This is a genomic window from Pseudomonas sp. GL_135, from assembly GCF_057834665.1.
Map to the genome: position 1 here is coordinate 4671419 of NZ_CM174408.1, position 14691 is coordinate 4686109.

Genomic DNA, 14691 nt, shown 5'->3' on the forward strand with positions numbered 1-14691 from the left:
TTTTTTGTAGCTGACGAGTGAAGATCAAACCTGTGGGAGATTCTATGGTTGTCATCAAGCCAAATCCCCCTTTTGATCGTTCCCACGCTCCGCGTGGTAACGCCGCCTCGGACGCTCCGCGTCCCGCAGACGACGCGCATTCAGGCTGGGGGAGGTGACGCGGAGCGTCACGGGATGCATTCCCACGCAGAGCGGGGGAACGATCAAGATCAAAAGCTTCCCGGCTAAAGCCGGTCCCACAGAATGCACGCGCTGCTTTTAGTGGGACCGGCTTTAGCCGGGAAGAGGTCAGTTCAGGCGCCGACAGTATTGCGGATCAGCCACACTGCCTGTGGGAGCTTGCTCGCGAAGGCGTCGGTTCAGTCCCATCGAATTCGTCTGACCTGGCACTTTCGCGAGCAAGCTCGCGCCCACAGGGGATTGTGTGCATCCGAAAATGTCAGTCCGCCGCCACCTTCGAAAACCCCGATCGGATCTTCTCCTCCGGCAGCTCATCAGCAATAAACACGATCACGCTCTCGCGTTTCTCGCCTTCTGCCCACTCCACATCGAAATCAAATCCGTACAGCTTCAGCACCCCCTGAAACACCAGCTTGCGGTCTTCGCCAGCGATGTTCAGCACGCCTTTGTAACGCAGCAGTTGTTTGCCGTGCTCTTCCAGCAGGTCGTTCATGAAGGTGCTGAGCTTGTCGATGTCCAGCGGCTGATCACTGCGCAGGACGAGGCTGCTGATCCGGTCGATGGAGCGGCCTGTCGGGGCTGCCGGGCGCAGTGTCATGCCGCCGATGTCAGCGTTCAAGTTGAAGCCGCGCACATCCAGCAGCTCGGCCAGATCGATCTTGCCGTGCTCGACCACCCGGATCGGCGCGCGACGGTTGATGCGGGTCAAGCGCTCGCTTAATGCATTGAAGGTTGCTTCATCCACCAGATCGGTCTTGCTGACCAGCAGACGATCCGCGAAGCCGATCTGCGCCTGGGCGATGGTCTGCTCCAGGTGCGTGTCGGCATGGGCGGCGTCGACCAACGTAATGATGCCGTCGAGGATGTAGCGCTCGCGCAGCTCCTCGTCGATGAAGAAGGTCTGCGCAACCGGTGCGGGGTCTGCCAGGCCGGTGCATTCGATGACCAGCCGATCAAACGCGATCTCGCCACTGTCGAGGCGCTCCAGCAGCAGATACAGCGCTTTGGTCAGGTCGGTGTGAATGGTGCAGCAGACGCAGCCGTTGGACAGCGTCATCACCTGCACCGGCTCGTCGCCCAGCAATTGGGTGTCAACGCCGGCGTCGCTGAATTCGTTCTCGATCACGGCGATCTTCAGGCCGTGCTCTTCCTTGAGCAAGTGGCGCAGCAAGGTGGTTTTGCCGGCGCCGAGAAAACCGCTGAGGATGGTGACGGGGATAGGTGTGAACAAAAAAAGACCTCGATTCGCTGATAAAAAAAACAGGAGTGAGGTTGCGGGCAATTCGAAATGTCAGTCAGTACAGCGGCGACTGAATTAACGCATCGCGAGCAAGCTCACTCCTGCATGACCAAGGGTCACTTCATTAGCAACACTTGGGCCCGCCCTTCCCGCCGTAACGGGCGTCCTGGCGTTCCCGGAAGAACGCTTCGTAGGACATCACCGGCTTGTCCGGGTGGGTCTTCTGCATATGCTCAACGTAATTGTCGTAATCCGGCATGCCCACCATAAGGCGGGCGGCCTGACCGAGATACTTACCCAGGCGACTCAGATCGTTGAACATAAACAGTTCCTCGCGTTACAGCGCACTCAGTGGGATTCCGGAAAGGCCTGGAACGGCGATTCCTTGTCGGTACGCTCTTTCTTGACCCACGCCGCACGACCCACCTTCAGCGCATAGAACAGAATGCTCAGGACCACGAACAGGAACAGCGTGGTCAGGGTGGCGTTGGTGTAGGCGTTGAAGATCACGTGCTGCATCTGGTCCATGGTCTTGGCCGGTGCCAATATCTGACCGGCATCTGCGGCGGCGCTGTATTTCTTCGCCAGGGCCAGGAAGCCCACCGCAGGGCTCGGGTCGAACAGCTTGATGAAGCCTGCGGTCACGGTGCAGATCAGCAGCCATGAAGCCGGTAGGATGGTGACCCAGACGTACTGTTGACGCTTCATCTTGATCAGCACGACCGTCGCCAGCATCAACGCGATACCCGCGAGCATCTGGTTGGAGATACCAAACAGTGGCCACAACGTGTTGATCCCGCCCAGCGGATCGATCACGCCCTGATACAGCAGATACCCCCACAGCGCGACGCAACCACCGGTGCCGATGGCGTTGGCGGTCCAGGACTCGGTGCGTTTCAGCGCGGGCACGAAGCTGCCCAGCAGGTCCTGCAGCATGAAGCGGCCGGCACGGGTACCGGCATCCACTGCGGTCAGGATGAACAGCGCTTCGAACAGAATCGCGAAGTGGTACCAGAACGCCATGGTGTTCTGACCCGGGAACGCCTGGTGCAGGATCTGCGCGATACCCACGGCCAGGGTAGGCGCGCCGCCGGCACGGGCCAGCACGGTGTTTTCGCCGATGTCTTTCGCCACAGCGGTCAGTTGATCCGGCGTGATGAGGAAGCCCCAACTGCTGACCATCTGCGCGACCGAGTTGACGTCGGAGCCAACGATGGCCGCCGGACTGTTCATCGCGAAGTACACGCCTGGCTCGATGACCGAAGCCGCGACCATGGCCATGATCGCCACGAACGACTCCATCAGCATGCCGCCGTAACCGATGTAACGGGCGTTGACTTCGTTATCCAGCAGTTTCGGCGTGGTGCCCGAGGAAATCAGCGCGTGGAAACCGGAGACAGCGCCACAGGCAATGGTGATGAACAGGAACGGAAACAGGGTGCCTTTCCAGACCGGACCGGTGCCGTCGGTGAACTGTGTCAGCGCAGGCATTTTCAGCTCAGGCGCAAGAATCAGAATGCCGATCGCCAGCGCGATGATGGTGCCGATTTTCAGGAATGTGGACAGGTAGTCGCGAGGCGCCAGTACCAGCCAGACCGGCAGCATGGCCGCGACAAACCCGTAACCAACCAGCATCCAGGTGATCTGCACGCCGGTGAACGTGAACATCGGCGCCCACTCAGGACTCGCTGCGACCAGACCGCCGACCCAGATCGACAGCAGCAACAGCACGACGCCCACCACCGAAATCTCACCGATGCGGCCCGGGCGGATGAAGCGCATGTAGATGCCCATGAACATCGCGATCGGAATCGTCGCCATGACCGTGAACATGCCCCATGGGCTCTCGGCCAGTGCCTTGACCACAATCAACGCCAGCACCGCAAGGATGATGATCATGATCAGGAAACAGCCGAACAACGCGATGGTGCCGGGAATGCGGCCCATTTCTTCGCGAACCATGTCGCCCAGTGAGCGACCGTTACGGCGCGTGGAAAGGAACAGGATCATGAAGTCCTGCACCGCACCCGCCAGCACGACACCGGCAATCAGCCACAGCGTACCGGGCAGGTAGCCCATTTGCGCGGCGAGCACCGGACCGACCAGCGGACCTGCGCCGGCGATGGCAGCGAAGTGGTGACCGAAGAGAATGTGTTTATTGGTAGGAACGTAGTCGAGCCCGTCGTTCTTGAGCACCGCGGGGGTGGCACGGGTCGGGTCGAGTTGCATGACCTTGGTAGCGATGAACAGGCTGTAGTAGCGATAAGCGACCAGATAAATGGCCACTGCGGCCACCACAATCCAGAGTGCGTTGATCGCCTCCCCGCGACGCAATGCAACCACTCCCAGAGCCCAGGCCCCAAGGATCGCAACAATCAGCCAGGGCACGTGGCGCAGCAGACCATTATTGTTTTTCATTTTTTTTGTTTCCAACTGAGTGGACTTATTGTTGTTCAGCAAGCGGAGTTTAGCGTCGCCCGAGCGAAAGGCTACCCCCACGATGGTCTAGCGCGATATTTGTCCTATAGTCAACGAAGTGGGCGCTTCAGGCGCTGAAGGAGTAGTTGCGTAATGACCGATAACCACACAGAACGTCGTCGTTTCAAGCGCGTTGCATTCGACGCGAAAACAAAACTCCACCAGGCCGGGAAAACCTGGGCGGTTCAGTTGATCGACCTGTCGCTCAAGGGGCTGTTGATCGAGAAGCCCTCGCCCTGGGAAGGCGATCCCGACGAGCGGTTCATGGTCGACATCGAGTTGCAGGACGGTATTGATGTCGTGATGGAAGTGCAGCTCACCCACGATGACCACAATCACCTGGGGTTTGTCTGCAAGCACATTGAGCTCGATTCAGTGACGCACCTGCGTCGACTGATCGAGCTCAATATTGCCGATCACGATGAACTGGAGCGCGAACTGGGCGCGCTGATGGGGGACTGATTCTGAGAGAGGCGCCGGGCGGGTGCCGGCACCTGATGGGTTAAATCAGCTTTTGCCTGACGGCTTCCTCAAGCGTGCTCTGCGTCAGGTGCTGAATGATGCCCTCGGCCGACGGGTTGAACGGCAGCGCGAACACCAGCAGCAGTTGCATCCAGGTCGTCACGGTTTCGCTTTTCTCGATCCGCCCCAATACTTTCCCATCGCGGTCTTTGTAGACCGTTTCCAGCACCAGCCGATTGTGGGCAACGGTCGGGATCACCAATAACGTGATCCCGGACAGAATGGCACTGCCCGTGTTGCCGGTTTCTTCATTGCGTAAGCTGGCATACACGTAAACGTCGGACTCTACCTTGTCAGTCGTGACACGCTGAAAACGCCCCGACTGGTTGAAGTTGTCGACTAACACCTTCTCCCAGGCACTGACATTGGTGCCGCCGGCTCTCTGCTCGCCGTTAAATGTGTGGAGCGCCGTAAAGCGCACATACGCCGTAGGCTTGGTCGATTTTTGCTGGCTCGCCAGCGGCCAGTTTTCCACGGCCGGCAAATCATGTTGCGAGTAGGACACGCAGCCGCCCAGCGATACGCCGAGTATCAACACCAGCGCTTTAATCATGGATTTCATGGTGTTCTGATTCCTTTCAACGGGCATTCAATTGTGTGACGGCGGCATCGGTCAGCTTGGCGATCAGGTCACGGAGCTGTCGACTGCCCAGGCCGGGCGCGGCGTAGTCGGCGTCATACAGGCCTACATTGTGGGGCTCGTCGACTTTCTCCATGGATTTGGCCAGCGTCTTGCCAGTGCGGTCTTCAATGGTCAGCTCACCTGCAAGATCGTAGGTGTCGACGTAAATCGGCCCATTGACCCAGATGTAGATCGTCAGGGTCAGCAATGCACCGGGGAAGTACGCAGGGTGAGTCGAGCGCTTGCCGTGCAACGAGGTCAGGTTGAATTTCAACATCACGTCCTGATCGCCCAGCCTGGCAGGGAATACCGAGACATCTTTGAAGTAGCCGGCACTTTCGATGTAGTGGTTGATTTGCGCCGTCAATTGCCGGCTGACGTTCTTGCGCAGTTCATCGTTGATCTTCGGCACCGATACGACGACGTCCGCCATCTGCGCAACCCGCGGACTGGTGACCACTGCTGCCCTGTCCGGCTCGCCGATCGGGCCGTAGGTATTGAAAGAAAAACAACCGGTCAGCGACAACAACGCGCCAAGCAAAAGCACATGTGCAATCCGTTTCAAACCAACATCCTTAATTTCGGGCGAACGGCCGCACTCCGGTCCAGGTGAACCGCAGCAGGATCATTCGAATTTTCAGGGAAACGTCGCCGCAGCCGCACATCAAGGGTGAGCAAGCGGAAACGAGGCGGCGATACTAATGCGCCATCATTATGACGTCAATTTCCGTTTCCGATATTTTTAAGGGCCGGCGCTCTAGCGCCGGCTCTTCTTACTCCTCGAATAACGCATCCAGAGCTTGATCCAGGCGAGTCACGCCAATCACCGTCAGGCCCGGCGGCGACTCTTTCGGGGCGTTGCCCTTGGGCACGATGGCGCGTTTGAATCCGTGCTTGGCCGCTTCCTTGAGTCGCTCCTGACCGCTCGGCACAGGGCGCACTTCGCCGGACAAGCCCACCTCGCCAAACACCAGCAAGTCGCCCGGCAGCGCGCGGTTACGCAGGCTGGACATGACCGCGGCCATCAAGGCCAGGTCAGACGCGGTTTCCAGCACTTTCACCCCGCCCACGACGTTGAGAAACACATCCTGGTCATGGGTAGGGATACCGCCGTGGCGGTGCAGTACCGCGAGCAACATGGCCAGCCGGTTTTGATCCAGACCTAACGTCACGCGTCGCGGATTGGAGAGGTGGCTGTCATCGACCAGCGCCTGCACTTCGACCAGCATCGGTCGGGTGCCTTCCCACGTGGCCATGACCACACTGCCCGCGACCTCTTCCTGCGCGCGTGTGAGAAAGATCGCCGAGGGATTCGAGACTTCTTTCAGGCCTTTGTCGGTCATGCCGAACACGCCCAGTTCGTTAACGGCACCAAAACGGTTTTTGACCGCACGCAGCAGGCGCAGGCGGCCATCGGATTCGCCTTCGAAATACAACACGGTGTCGACCATGTGCTCCAGCACGCGAGGCCCGGCCAGCGCGCCTTCTTTGGTGACGTGGCCGACGAGAAAGATCGCGGTGCCGCTCTGCTTGGCGTAGCGCACCAGCAACGCCGCGCTTTCGCGAACCTGGGACACACCGCCAGGTGCTGACTGCAGCTGTTCGGTGAAGATGGTCTGGATCGAATCGATCACCATGACTTTCGGCTGCTCGATGCGCGCCGTGGCGATGATGGTTTCGATGCAGGTCTCGGTCATGACCCGCAGTTTGTCCTGGGGCAAGCCAAGCCGACGGGCACGCATCGCGACCTGCTGTTGCGATTCTTCGCCGGTGACATACAGCGCCGGCATGCGCTCGGCGATGGCGCAGAGGGTCTGCAACAGAATGGTCGATTTGCCGATGCCGGGGTCGCCGCCGATCAACACCACCGAGCCATCCACCAGGCCGCCGCCGAGAACCCGGTCCAGCTCAGTGGAGTTGGTGGAAAAGCGCGGGATTTCTTCGACACTGACTTCGGCCAGGGTTTTGATCTGGGCCTGTTGGCCGGTCCAGCCGGAACGACCGCTGGGCGCCGCCGCCGTGCTGTTGTCGATCACGGTTTCAACGAGGGTATTCCAGGCGCCGCATTCGCTGCACTGGCCGGCCCACTTGGGAAACGTCGAACCGCACTCGGTGCAGCCGTACATGCGTTTGGCCTTGGCCATGACACCCCCGATGTAAAAAGGGGGCAATCATACCCGATGCGTCAAACCGTCGGGCGCAGCGCTACCAGCCACCCATGTTTTTGGACGATTGAATAAAACTTACAAGGACGTACCCGGTCGATTGCATGGATTAAGCGAGATGCAGCTAGCTGACTTACACTGCATTGACCACTCTCATCTGTAACAAAGGAATACACCCATGAGCGTACTAAGCGAGTTCAAAGCCTTTGCCGTAAAAGGAAACGTCGTCGACATGGCCGTCGGTATCATCATCGGCGCGGCATTCGGCAAGATCGTTTCGTCGTTCGTCGGCGATGTAATCATGCCGCCCCTCGGGTTGCTGATCGGCGGCGTGGACTTCAGTGATCTGGCCATCATGCTGCGGCCTGCCGAAGGGACTGCACCTGCGGTGGTGCTGGCCTACGGGAAATTCATCCAGACCGTGATTGACTTCATCATCGTCGCGTTCGCCATCTTCATGGGCGTCAAGGCGATCAACCGCCTGAAGCGCGAAGAGGCCAAGGCGCCGACGCTGCCGCCAACGCCATCGAAGGAAGAAGTGCTGCTGGGCGAAATCCGCGACCTGTTGAAAGAGCAGAACACCAAGCCGGCTGCGCCACTGCAAGTGACGCCAGATCGGTTCGTCTAACAGCTAGCACAGTTCATGTGGGAGTGAGCTTGCTCAGGAAGGGGCCGGGGCATTCAGCCACTTTCTCTAGTGAATGAAAGTAAGCCTTCGCGAGCAAGCTCGCTCCCACAAAGGTTTTTCAGCAGCTACCGCAGCGTACACCTACCAATAATTCTCCACCGCGATCTGTCCCGGCTTGCGCGTCAACGCCAGGCGCATGTCGCGGGTTTTCAGCACGGCACGCGTGTCCTCGATCATTTGCGGATTACCGCAGATCATCACCCGTGAATGTTCAGGCGTCAGCTCGACGCCGGCCGCTTTCTCCAATTCACCGTTCTCGATCAGCGTGGTAATGCGCCCGTTAAGCGCACCCGGATGCGGCTCCCGCGTGACGGTGGCGATGAACGTGAACTTGTGCGCGTACTCGGCCAGATACTCGCGCCGGGTCAGCTCGGCGATCAGCTGCTGATAGGCCAGTTCCCGGGACTCGCGGACGCTGTACACCAAAATGATGCGCTCGAATTTCTCCCAGACCTCGAAGTCCTGCAGGATCGACAGGAACGGCGCCACGCCGGTGCCTGTGGACAACATCCAGAGGTCGCGACCGTCAGTGAAGCGATCGAGGGTCAAGTAACCCACCGCCTGTTTTTCCACCATCAGCGTGTCGCCCTGACGAAGCCGGCTCAACTCGCTGGTGAATTCGCCATTGGGTACGACGATGGAGAAGAACTCTAGAAACTCATCGAAGGGCGAGGACACCACTGAATAGGCCCGCCACACCGTCGTTCCGTCAGGCTTAGTCACGCCCAGTCGTGCGAATTGCCCTGCCGTAAAACGGAAGCCGGGGTCGCGGGTTGTGCGAAAGGTAAAGAGACTGGGAGTCAGCGGCGTAACGTCCAGCAGCGTTTGCCGGGTGAATTTTTCTGCACTGGCAGTCATGGGGCGCTCCTGGCTCCTGTCTCACAAAAAGGGTGATCAGTGTCCCGCAAACACGCTGCGATAAACACCGCCGGTTTGTAGTGACATGTACAGCGGTCTTGCCGATTTTTAGAGTATTTGGCTATCAGCGTTATCGCAAAGCGGTCCGAAACAGGACGCCAGCGGATCTTAAGCTGCTGATTTCGCTGAGTTTTACAGAGCTACCCGCCCAGTGACTTCGGTGTCACTGCAGCGCGACCGTGAGGCTTGCCGCGTTCAGGGCGGCGATTATTTCCTAGACTTCGATCAGGACGATCAACACCGAGCATGGAGGCACACGATGGATATTCGGAAGCTGGGCGAAGACTGCAGCGCCTGCGGGGAGGGTCTGGGCTACAAAGGCCTGACGATCCGAGAGGTGGAGGTGTTGAAGTGGTGCGCTACAGGCAAGACGGCTGCAGAGGTCGCGTTGATCCTTGATGTGACAGCGCGCACCGTTAATTTCCACATTGGCAAAGCCATTCATAAAATCGGCGCTTGCAACAAGATGTCGGCCGTGGTCCAGGCGACGAAAGACGGGGTGATCTAGGCACGGGCAAAGCAAGGGTGAAAAGCCCGGTGCGTACGGGCAAAAACACGTAAAATCGCCGGCTTCGCGAACCTGGATACGCCGGCGCACGTGTAATTTCCGCCGACATGCCGGTAGCGCCATCTACGACTGGAACCGCTCCGCCCATGCCCCTGCTTACCACCCCGTTTGCCCAGCTCGACCTGATCCGCCAACCGGAGCAGCCGGATGAGCCCTTGCAGGCCTTCGATGCTGCCGACGAGTACCTGCTCAATCACGTTGCCGAGCAGGGGGTGACGCTGCAAACACGGGTGCTGGTGCTCAACGACAGTTTCGGCGCGCTCGCCGCCAGCCTCGCCCCCCATGCCACGGTGGTCAGCAGCACGGATTCGTTTCTCGGTGCTCAAGCACTGGGAAAAAACCTGGTGCGCAACGGCCTGACCTATGATGCCGTCCCGGTGATCCCCGCCAGTGAGCCACTGACCGGCCCCTTCGACTGGGTGCTGATTCGCGTCCCGAAAACCCTCGCCTTGCTGGAAGAACAGCTGATTCGTTTACAGGCCCAACTGGCCCCGAACGCCAAAGTCGTCGCTGCCGGCATGATCAAACACCTGCCCCGCTCGGCAGGCGAGCTGATGGAGGAGTACATCGGCCCCGTGCAGGCATCGCTTGCCGTAAAGAAGGCCCGACTGCTGTTATGCACCCCTGAAGCCAAAACCGTTCAACCCTCGCCCTACCCCACCCGTTACACGCTGGACGAGCCGAAGATCGAGTTGATCAACCACGCCAACGTGTTCTGCCGCGACGGTCTGGACATCGGCACGCGGGCCTTCCTGCCGTACTTGCCCAAGGGTCTGGGCTCGGCACGGGTCGCCGATCTGGGGTGCGGCAATGGCGTGCTCGCCATCGCCAGCGCGCTGAACAACCCCGACGCGCACTACACGCTGGTGGACGAGTCGTTCATGGCGGTGCAATCGGCTCAGGAAAACTGGAGACTGGCCCTCGGCGAGCGGCCGGCGGTGATTCACGCTGGTGACGGGCTGGCGGCGCAGGAGCCTGACTCGCTGGACGTGGTTCTGTGCAATCCGCCGTTTCACCAGCAGCAAGTGGTCGGCGATTTCCTCGCCTGGCGAATGTTCCAGCAGGCGCGCTCGGCGCTGGTCACCGGCGGCGCGCTGTACATCGTGGGCAACCGTCATCTGGGCTACCACAGCAAATTGGCGCGTTTGTTCAGGGGCGTGGAACAAGTGGCAGCGACGCCGAAGTTCGTGATTCTCAAGGCGCGTAAATAGCTCGCTGGGCTCGTCGTGTAGCCTCCACAGGTGAAGCAAAAAAAACCCGCCGAAGCGGGTTTTTTATTGAGCGAGCATCACTCAGTGCGACTTCATGCCTGCCGCTGTCATGAACATGCGCAGCAGCATGGCGACCACGAACAGCGCCAGCACGCTACCAGTCCAGATGACCACCAGCCAGCCGATGCGCTGCCACAGTGGCTTGCCCTGCGCTGGATCAACCTCACGCCTGTGCTCATCCTGGTTCCGGGCGTCGTGCTGAACAGATTCTTTAACCGACATCGCTAAACCCTCCTCTCCCGCAGTCAGGCCCCGGCGATACACCGGGGCCGCGACCTGCTAGTGATAGCCGTGTTCGTGGGTGACTTTGCCGCGGAATACGTAGTAGCTCCAGAACGTGTAACCCAGGATCAGCGGAATGATGAACAGCGTACCGACCAGCATGAACCCCTGACTCTGTGGCGGCGACGCGGCGGCCCAGATCGACACGGTCGGCGGGATGATGTTCGGCCACAGGCTGATGCCCAGCCCGCTGTAGCCGAGGAAGATCAGCACCAGCGTCAACAGGAACGGTGCGTAGTTGGCATTGCGCGCCACTGCTTTGAACAGGCCGTACATGGTCAGCATGACCAGCGCCGGCACTGGCATGAACCAGAGCAGGTTGGGCAGGCTGAACCAGCGATCAGCGATGGCCTGATGGGCCAGCGGTGTCCACAGACTGACGATCGCCATGACCACCAATGTGGCGAGGGCCAAGGGTCGTGCCAGATCATGCATGGCTTTCTGCAGCGGCCCTTCGGTCTTCATGATCAGCCAGGTGCAGCCGAGCAAGGCATAGGCCACGATCAGCGCCAGACCGCAGAAGACCGAGAACGGCGTCAGCCAGTCCAGTCCACCGCCGGCATAGGCACGGTCGACCACGGGAATGCCGTCGATGTACGCGCCCAGTGCCACGCCCTGGAAGAACGTCGCCACCAGCGAACCACCGATGAATGCCTTGTCCCACAGGTGCCGCTTGACGTCGGTGGCCTTGAAGCGGAATTCGAACGCCACACCACGGAAAATCAGCCCGAACAGCATGAAAATCAGCGGCAGGTACAGCGCTTCAAGCACAACCGAGTAGGCCAGCGGGAAGGCGCCGAACAAGCCGGCCCCGCCCAGTACCAGCCAGGTCTCGTTGCCGTCCCAGACCGGCGCGACGGTGTTCATCATCACGTCGCGGTCGGTCTTGTCCTTCATGAACGGGAACAGTATCCCGATGCCCAGATCGAAGCCGTCCATGATGACGTACATCATGACGCCGAAGATGATGATCACGGCCCAGATCAGTGGAAGATCGATACCCATGGCTCAGTTCCCCTCAGTCAGGCTGTCTTTGCGGTGGTCCGTGCTGCTTTCATCAGCAGCAGAGAGAGGACGCGCCGGGGTGCGTTTCTGCCCTGGTCCGCCGTAGGTCGCGTTATCACCTTCGTGGGTTTTAGGCCCTTTGCGTACCAGACGCATCATGTAGCCAAAGCCGGTACCGAACAGCAGGAAATACACCACGACGAACAACACCAGGGTAATGCTCAGCTGTTCAACGCTGTGGCGGGACGCCGCATTCGCGGTGCGCATCAAGCCATAGACCACCCACGGCTGACGTCCGATTTCAGTGGTAAACCAGCCCGCGAGCATCGCAATCAGACCCGCCGGCCCCATGCACATGACCAGACGCAAGAACCAGCGATTGGTGTACAGCCCGCCGCGCAAGCGCAGCCACGCGCTCCACAGACCCACCGCGATCATCAGCATGCCCAAGGCCACCATCACGCGGAATGACCAGAACACGATGAGCGAATTCGGACGGTCTTCCGGTGGGAAGGACTTCAGCGCCGGGATTTGCTTGTCCAGGCTGTGTGTGAGGATCAGGCTGCCCAGATACGGAATCTCGACCGCGTACTTGGTGCGCTCTTCTTTCATGTCCGGGATGCCGAACAGGATCAGCGGGGTCGGCTCGTCGCCGACGTTTTCCCAGTGACCTTCAATGGCTGCGATCTTGGCCGGCTGGTGCTCGAGGGTGTTCAAGCCGTGGGCATCGCCCACCATCGCCTGAATCGGCGCAACGATCAGCGCCATCCACATGGCCATGGACAGCATTCTGCGAATCGCCGGGTTATCGCGACCACGCAACAGGTGCCAGGCCGCCGAAGCGCCGACGAAGAAAGCCGTAGCCACAAAGGCGGCGATAGCCATGTGCGTCAGACGGTACGGGAACGATGGGTTGAAGATCACCGCGAACCAGTCCACCGGAATCACCCGGCCATCGACGATCTCGAAGCCCTGTGGGGTTTGCATCCAGCTGTTGGAAGCCAGAATCCAGAAGGTCGAAATCAGTGTGCCGACCGCCACCATCGATGTGGCGAAGAAGTGCAGGCCGCGGCCGACACGGTTCCAGCCGAACAGCATGACGCCAAGGAAGCCCGCTTCCAGGAAGAACGCCGTCAGGACCTCATAGGTCAGCAAAGGCCCGGTCACCGCGCCGGCGAAGTCGGAGAAGCGGCTCCAGTTAGTGCCGAACTCGTACGCCATGACCAGACCCGAAACCACACCCATGCCGAAGTTGACGGCAAAGATCTTCGACCAGAAGTGATAAAGGTCGCGGTAAGTGTTGTCGTGGGTTTTCAGCCACAAGCCTTCGAGCACCGCAAGGAAGCTCGCCAGACCAATGGTGATGGCAGGGAAAAGAATGTGAAATGAAACGGTGAACGCAAACTGGATTCGGGCGAGATCGAGCGCCTCTAAGCCGAACATAGGTCTTCCTCTATCAGGTGGAACTGGCTTCAGACTCGGGGCCTGCAGCGACTGCCCCCACGGTGTATTGAGTACGAGGTATGGCGTTTGTTCTCTTTGATTCGTGCTCAGGTCGGCGACCGGGGGGATGCGTCAGGGGGCCAGTTCGATCAATACAGGCCAGAGCATTGATCCAGGTCAGCTGACGTGGAAAGAGTAGTCCCATTTCGGCACTTGCTCTGCGTGGTCTTTTGTCGCGTGGCGAGTTGACTCACCTTTCAGGGCGGTGCAGTGGGCGGGAAGCAGAACAGAGTGCGCGGAGTAGCAGCACGGCACTTACAACGATGGCATACACCGACCTACAAAGGGTCGCGAATAAAGCCCAACAGTGCAGAGACCAGTCGCTGATAAAGCGCATCCACTTCCGGTACCTGGCCTTTAGCCCTGAGACTGCCGTGGAGCAGCCCAAGGCCGGGCTCGAACTCAGTGCGCACGCCCGAGTCACGCAGCGCGCGCTCGTAGCAGACGCCGTCATCGCGCAATGGGTCAAACTGCGCGACGGCGATGAACGCAGGCGCCAGATTGTGGAACGCCCCGGCGTTGAGTGGCCGGGCATATGCCGACTGTTCGTCCGCCATCATGTACAGCTGCCGGTAATACCCGAGCTCATCGGCAGAAAGAAGCGGTGCGTCGGCATATTCACGCCGGGAAGGCAGATCACTGGCCCCGCCCAGTTCCGGGTAAATCAGCGCCTGCCCGACCGGCTGACGCTCACCGGCATCGCGCAGCACCAGACACACGGCCGCAGCGAGATTGCCACCGGCGCTGTCCCCGGCGATGGCGATGCGGTGCGGGTCGATGTCCAGCCGTTGCGCCTGGATCTGCAGGGCGTGCCAGACCGCCAGACAATCGCCGAAGCCGGCGGGAAAGGGGTGTTCGGGCGCCAGTCGGTAATTCACGGCGACGACCACGGCATTGAGGTCGGCCGCCAATGCTGCGGTCAGGAAATCATGGGAGTCGAGATCGCCCACGACCCAGCCGCCGCCGTGGATGTACATGACACACGGCGCCGGATGTTCGAGGGATAGCCGCTGAGGCCGGTAACTGCGCACCGCCACGCCGCCGAGGGCGAAATCCCGTACATCAAGGTACGCAGGACGGGTGGGCGTGAACGCTTCACTCATCCGGGAATACGCGTGACGCTGCTCGTCGATGTCCTCGGAGGCGCTGCTGAAACTCAGCGTTTTGGTCACAAACGCCGACATCTCGGGGGACAGCGGGTAAGACGTAGGCATTGGCTGCTCCAGCCCGAGCCCTTGGCCAGGCCCGC

At 60.0% G+C, this 14691-nt stretch carries 15 protein-coding genes; 4 read left to right on the plus strand and 11 right to left on the minus strand.

Features of this window, described 5'->3' with window-relative positions; all coding sequences use genetic code 11:
• Nucleotides 1-439 precede the first annotated feature (439 nt).
• From yjiA to AC3ISG_RS20685, 3 genes are all read right to left on the minus strand, one after another.
• Nucleotides 440-1411, minus strand: coding sequence for a GTPase (gene yjiA / locus AC3ISG_RS20675; RefSeq protein ID WP_122536691.1), 972 nt, complete (start codon nt 1409-1411; stop codon nt 440-442).
• 133 nt (nt 1412-1544) lie between these two features.
• Complete coding sequence (locus AC3ISG_RS20680) at nt 1545-1742, minus strand: YbdD/YjiX family protein (protein ID WP_065987541.1); 198 nt, start codon at nt 1740-1742, stop codon at nt 1545-1547.
• Nucleotides 1743-1768: 26 nt separating this feature from the next.
• Nucleotides 1769-3838, minus strand: coding sequence for a carbon starvation CstA family protein (locus AC3ISG_RS20685; RefSeq protein WP_122536690.1), 2070 nt, complete (start codon nt 3836-3838; stop codon nt 1769-1771).
• Between the two features lie 153 nt (nt 3839-3991).
• Here AC3ISG_RS20685 and AC3ISG_RS20690 point away from each other — a divergent pair, with 153 nt between their 5' ends.
• Complete coding sequence (locus tag AC3ISG_RS20690) at nt 3992-4360, plus strand: PilZ domain-containing protein (protein ID WP_122622830.1); 369 nt, start codon at nt 3992-3994, stop codon at nt 4358-4360.
• Nucleotides 4361-4400: 40 nt separating this feature from the next.
• On the opposite strand, the gene AC3ISG_RS20695 is transcribed toward AC3ISG_RS20690, so the two are convergent.
• From AC3ISG_RS20695 to radA, 3 genes are all read right to left on the minus strand, one after another.
• On the minus strand, nt 4401-4982 hold the full coding sequence (locus AC3ISG_RS20695) for a hypothetical protein (RefSeq protein WP_489297846.1): 582 nt from the start codon (nt 4980-4982) through the stop codon (nt 4401-4403).
• Nucleotides 4983-4998: 16 nt separating this feature from the next.
• A complete protein-coding gene (locus AC3ISG_RS20700; protein WP_122536687.1) occupies nt 4999-5607 on the minus strand; it encodes a hypothetical protein in 609 nt (202 codons plus the stop codon).
• 208 nt (nt 5608-5815) lie between these two features.
• Entirely contained in the window at nt 5816-7186 is a 1371-nt protein-coding gene (gene radA / locus AC3ISG_RS20705) for a DNA repair protein RadA (RefSeq protein ID WP_122536686.1), read from the minus strand.
• A 199-nt stretch (nt 7187-7385) separates the two neighbouring features.
• On the opposite strand from radA, the gene mscL reads away from it, so the two are divergent.
• Entirely contained in the window at nt 7386-7835 is a 450-nt protein-coding gene (mscL, locus tag AC3ISG_RS20710) for a large-conductance mechanosensitive channel protein MscL (RefSeq protein WP_122536685.1), read from the plus strand.
• Nucleotides 7836-7976: 141 nt separating this feature from the next.
• Here mscL and AC3ISG_RS20715 read toward each other — a convergent pair whose 3' ends face one another.
• Nucleotides 7977-8753, minus strand: a complete 777-nt coding sequence (locus tag AC3ISG_RS20715; RefSeq protein ID WP_122536684.1) for a ferredoxin--NADP reductase — start codon at nt 8751-8753, stop codon at nt 7977-7979.
• 319 nt (nt 8754-9072) lie between these two features.
• Between AC3ISG_RS20715 and AC3ISG_RS20720 the strand changes: the two genes are divergently transcribed.
• Complete coding sequence (locus tag AC3ISG_RS20720; RefSeq protein ID WP_489297847.1) at nt 9073-9321, plus strand: helix-turn-helix transcriptional regulator; 249 nt, start codon at nt 9073-9075, stop codon at nt 9319-9321.
• Between the two features lie 146 nt (nt 9322-9467).
• The gene (locus tag AC3ISG_RS20725; RefSeq protein WP_489297848.1) at nt 9468-10592 is read left to right on the plus strand and encodes a methyltransferase; all 1125 of its coding nucleotides are present in this window, start codon (nt 9468-9470) and stop codon (nt 10590-10592) included.
• Between the two features lie 81 nt (nt 10593-10673).
• On the opposite strand, the gene AC3ISG_RS20730 is transcribed toward AC3ISG_RS20725, so the two are convergent.
• The 4 genes from AC3ISG_RS20730 to AC3ISG_RS20745 form a co-directional block, all read right to left on the minus strand.
• Entirely contained in the window at nt 10674-10874 is a 201-nt protein-coding gene (locus AC3ISG_RS20730; RefSeq protein WP_122536681.1) for a DUF2474 domain-containing protein, read from the minus strand.
• Nucleotides 10875-10931: 57 nt separating this feature from the next.
• Nucleotides 10932-11939 (minus strand): cytochrome d ubiquinol oxidase subunit II, encoded by a 1008-nt coding sequence (gene cydB / locus AC3ISG_RS20735; RefSeq protein ID WP_122536680.1) that lies wholly within the window; start codon nt 11937-11939, stop codon nt 10932-10934.
• Between the two features lie 3 nt (nt 11940-11942).
• Nucleotides 11943-13382, minus strand: coding sequence for a cytochrome ubiquinol oxidase subunit I (locus tag AC3ISG_RS20740; protein WP_489297849.1), 1440 nt, complete (start codon nt 13380-13382; stop codon nt 11943-11945).
• A 338-nt stretch (nt 13383-13720) separates the two neighbouring features.
• On the minus strand, nt 13721-14656 hold the full coding sequence (locus tag AC3ISG_RS20745) for an alpha/beta hydrolase (protein WP_489297850.1): 936 nt from the start codon (nt 14654-14656) through the stop codon (nt 13721-13723).
• Between the last annotated feature and the right edge of the window lie 35 nt (nt 14657-14691).

Excerpts from the sequence above, each read along its gene's own strand:
- AC3ISG_RS20680 (WP_065987541.1), bottom strand. The coding sequence starts at position 1,742 with ATGTTCAACGATCTGAGTCGCCTGGGTAAGTATCTCGGTCAGGCCGCC.
- AC3ISG_RS20685 (WP_122536690.1), bottom strand. The coding sequence starts at position 3,838 with ATGAAAAACAATAATGGTCTGCTGCGCCACGTGCCCTGGCTGATTGTT.
- AC3ISG_RS20690 (WP_122622830.1), top strand. The coding sequence starts at position 3,992 with ATGACCGATAACCACACAGAACGTCGTCGTTTCAAGCGCGTTGCATTC.
- AC3ISG_RS20695 (WP_489297846.1), bottom strand. The coding sequence starts at position 4,982 with ATGAAATCCATGATTAAAGCGCTGGTGTTGATACTCGGCGTATCGCTG.
- radA (WP_122536686.1), bottom strand. The coding sequence starts at position 7,186 with ATGGCCAAGGCCAAACGCATGTACGGCTGCACCGAGTGCGGTTCGACG.
- mscL (WP_122536685.1), top strand. The coding sequence starts at position 7,386 with ATGAGCGTACTAAGCGAGTTCAAAGCCTTTGCCGTAAAAGGAAACGTC.
- AC3ISG_RS20715 (WP_122536684.1), bottom strand. The coding sequence starts at position 8,753 with ATGACTGCCAGTGCAGAAAAATTCACCCGGCAAACGCTGCTGGACGTT.
- AC3ISG_RS20720 (WP_489297847.1), top strand. The coding sequence starts at position 9,073 with ATGGATATTCGGAAGCTGGGCGAAGACTGCAGCGCCTGCGGGGAGGGT.
- AC3ISG_RS20725 (WP_489297848.1), top strand. The coding sequence starts at position 9,468 with ATGCCCCTGCTTACCACCCCGTTTGCCCAGCTCGACCTGATCCGCCAA.
- AC3ISG_RS20730 (WP_122536681.1), bottom strand. The coding sequence starts at position 10,874 with ATGTCGGTTAAAGAATCTGTTCAGCACGACGCCCGGAACCAGGATGAG.
- cydB (WP_122536680.1), bottom strand. The coding sequence starts at position 11,939 with ATGGGTATCGATCTTCCACTGATCTGGGCCGTGATCATCATCTTCGGC.
- AC3ISG_RS20740 (WP_489297849.1), bottom strand. The coding sequence starts at position 13,382 with ATGTTCGGCTTAGAGGCGCTCGATCTCGCCCGAATCCAGTTTGCGTTC.
- AC3ISG_RS20745 (WP_489297850.1), bottom strand. The coding sequence starts at position 14,656 with ATGCCTACGTCTTACCCGCTGTCCCCCGAGATGTCGGCGTTTGTGACC.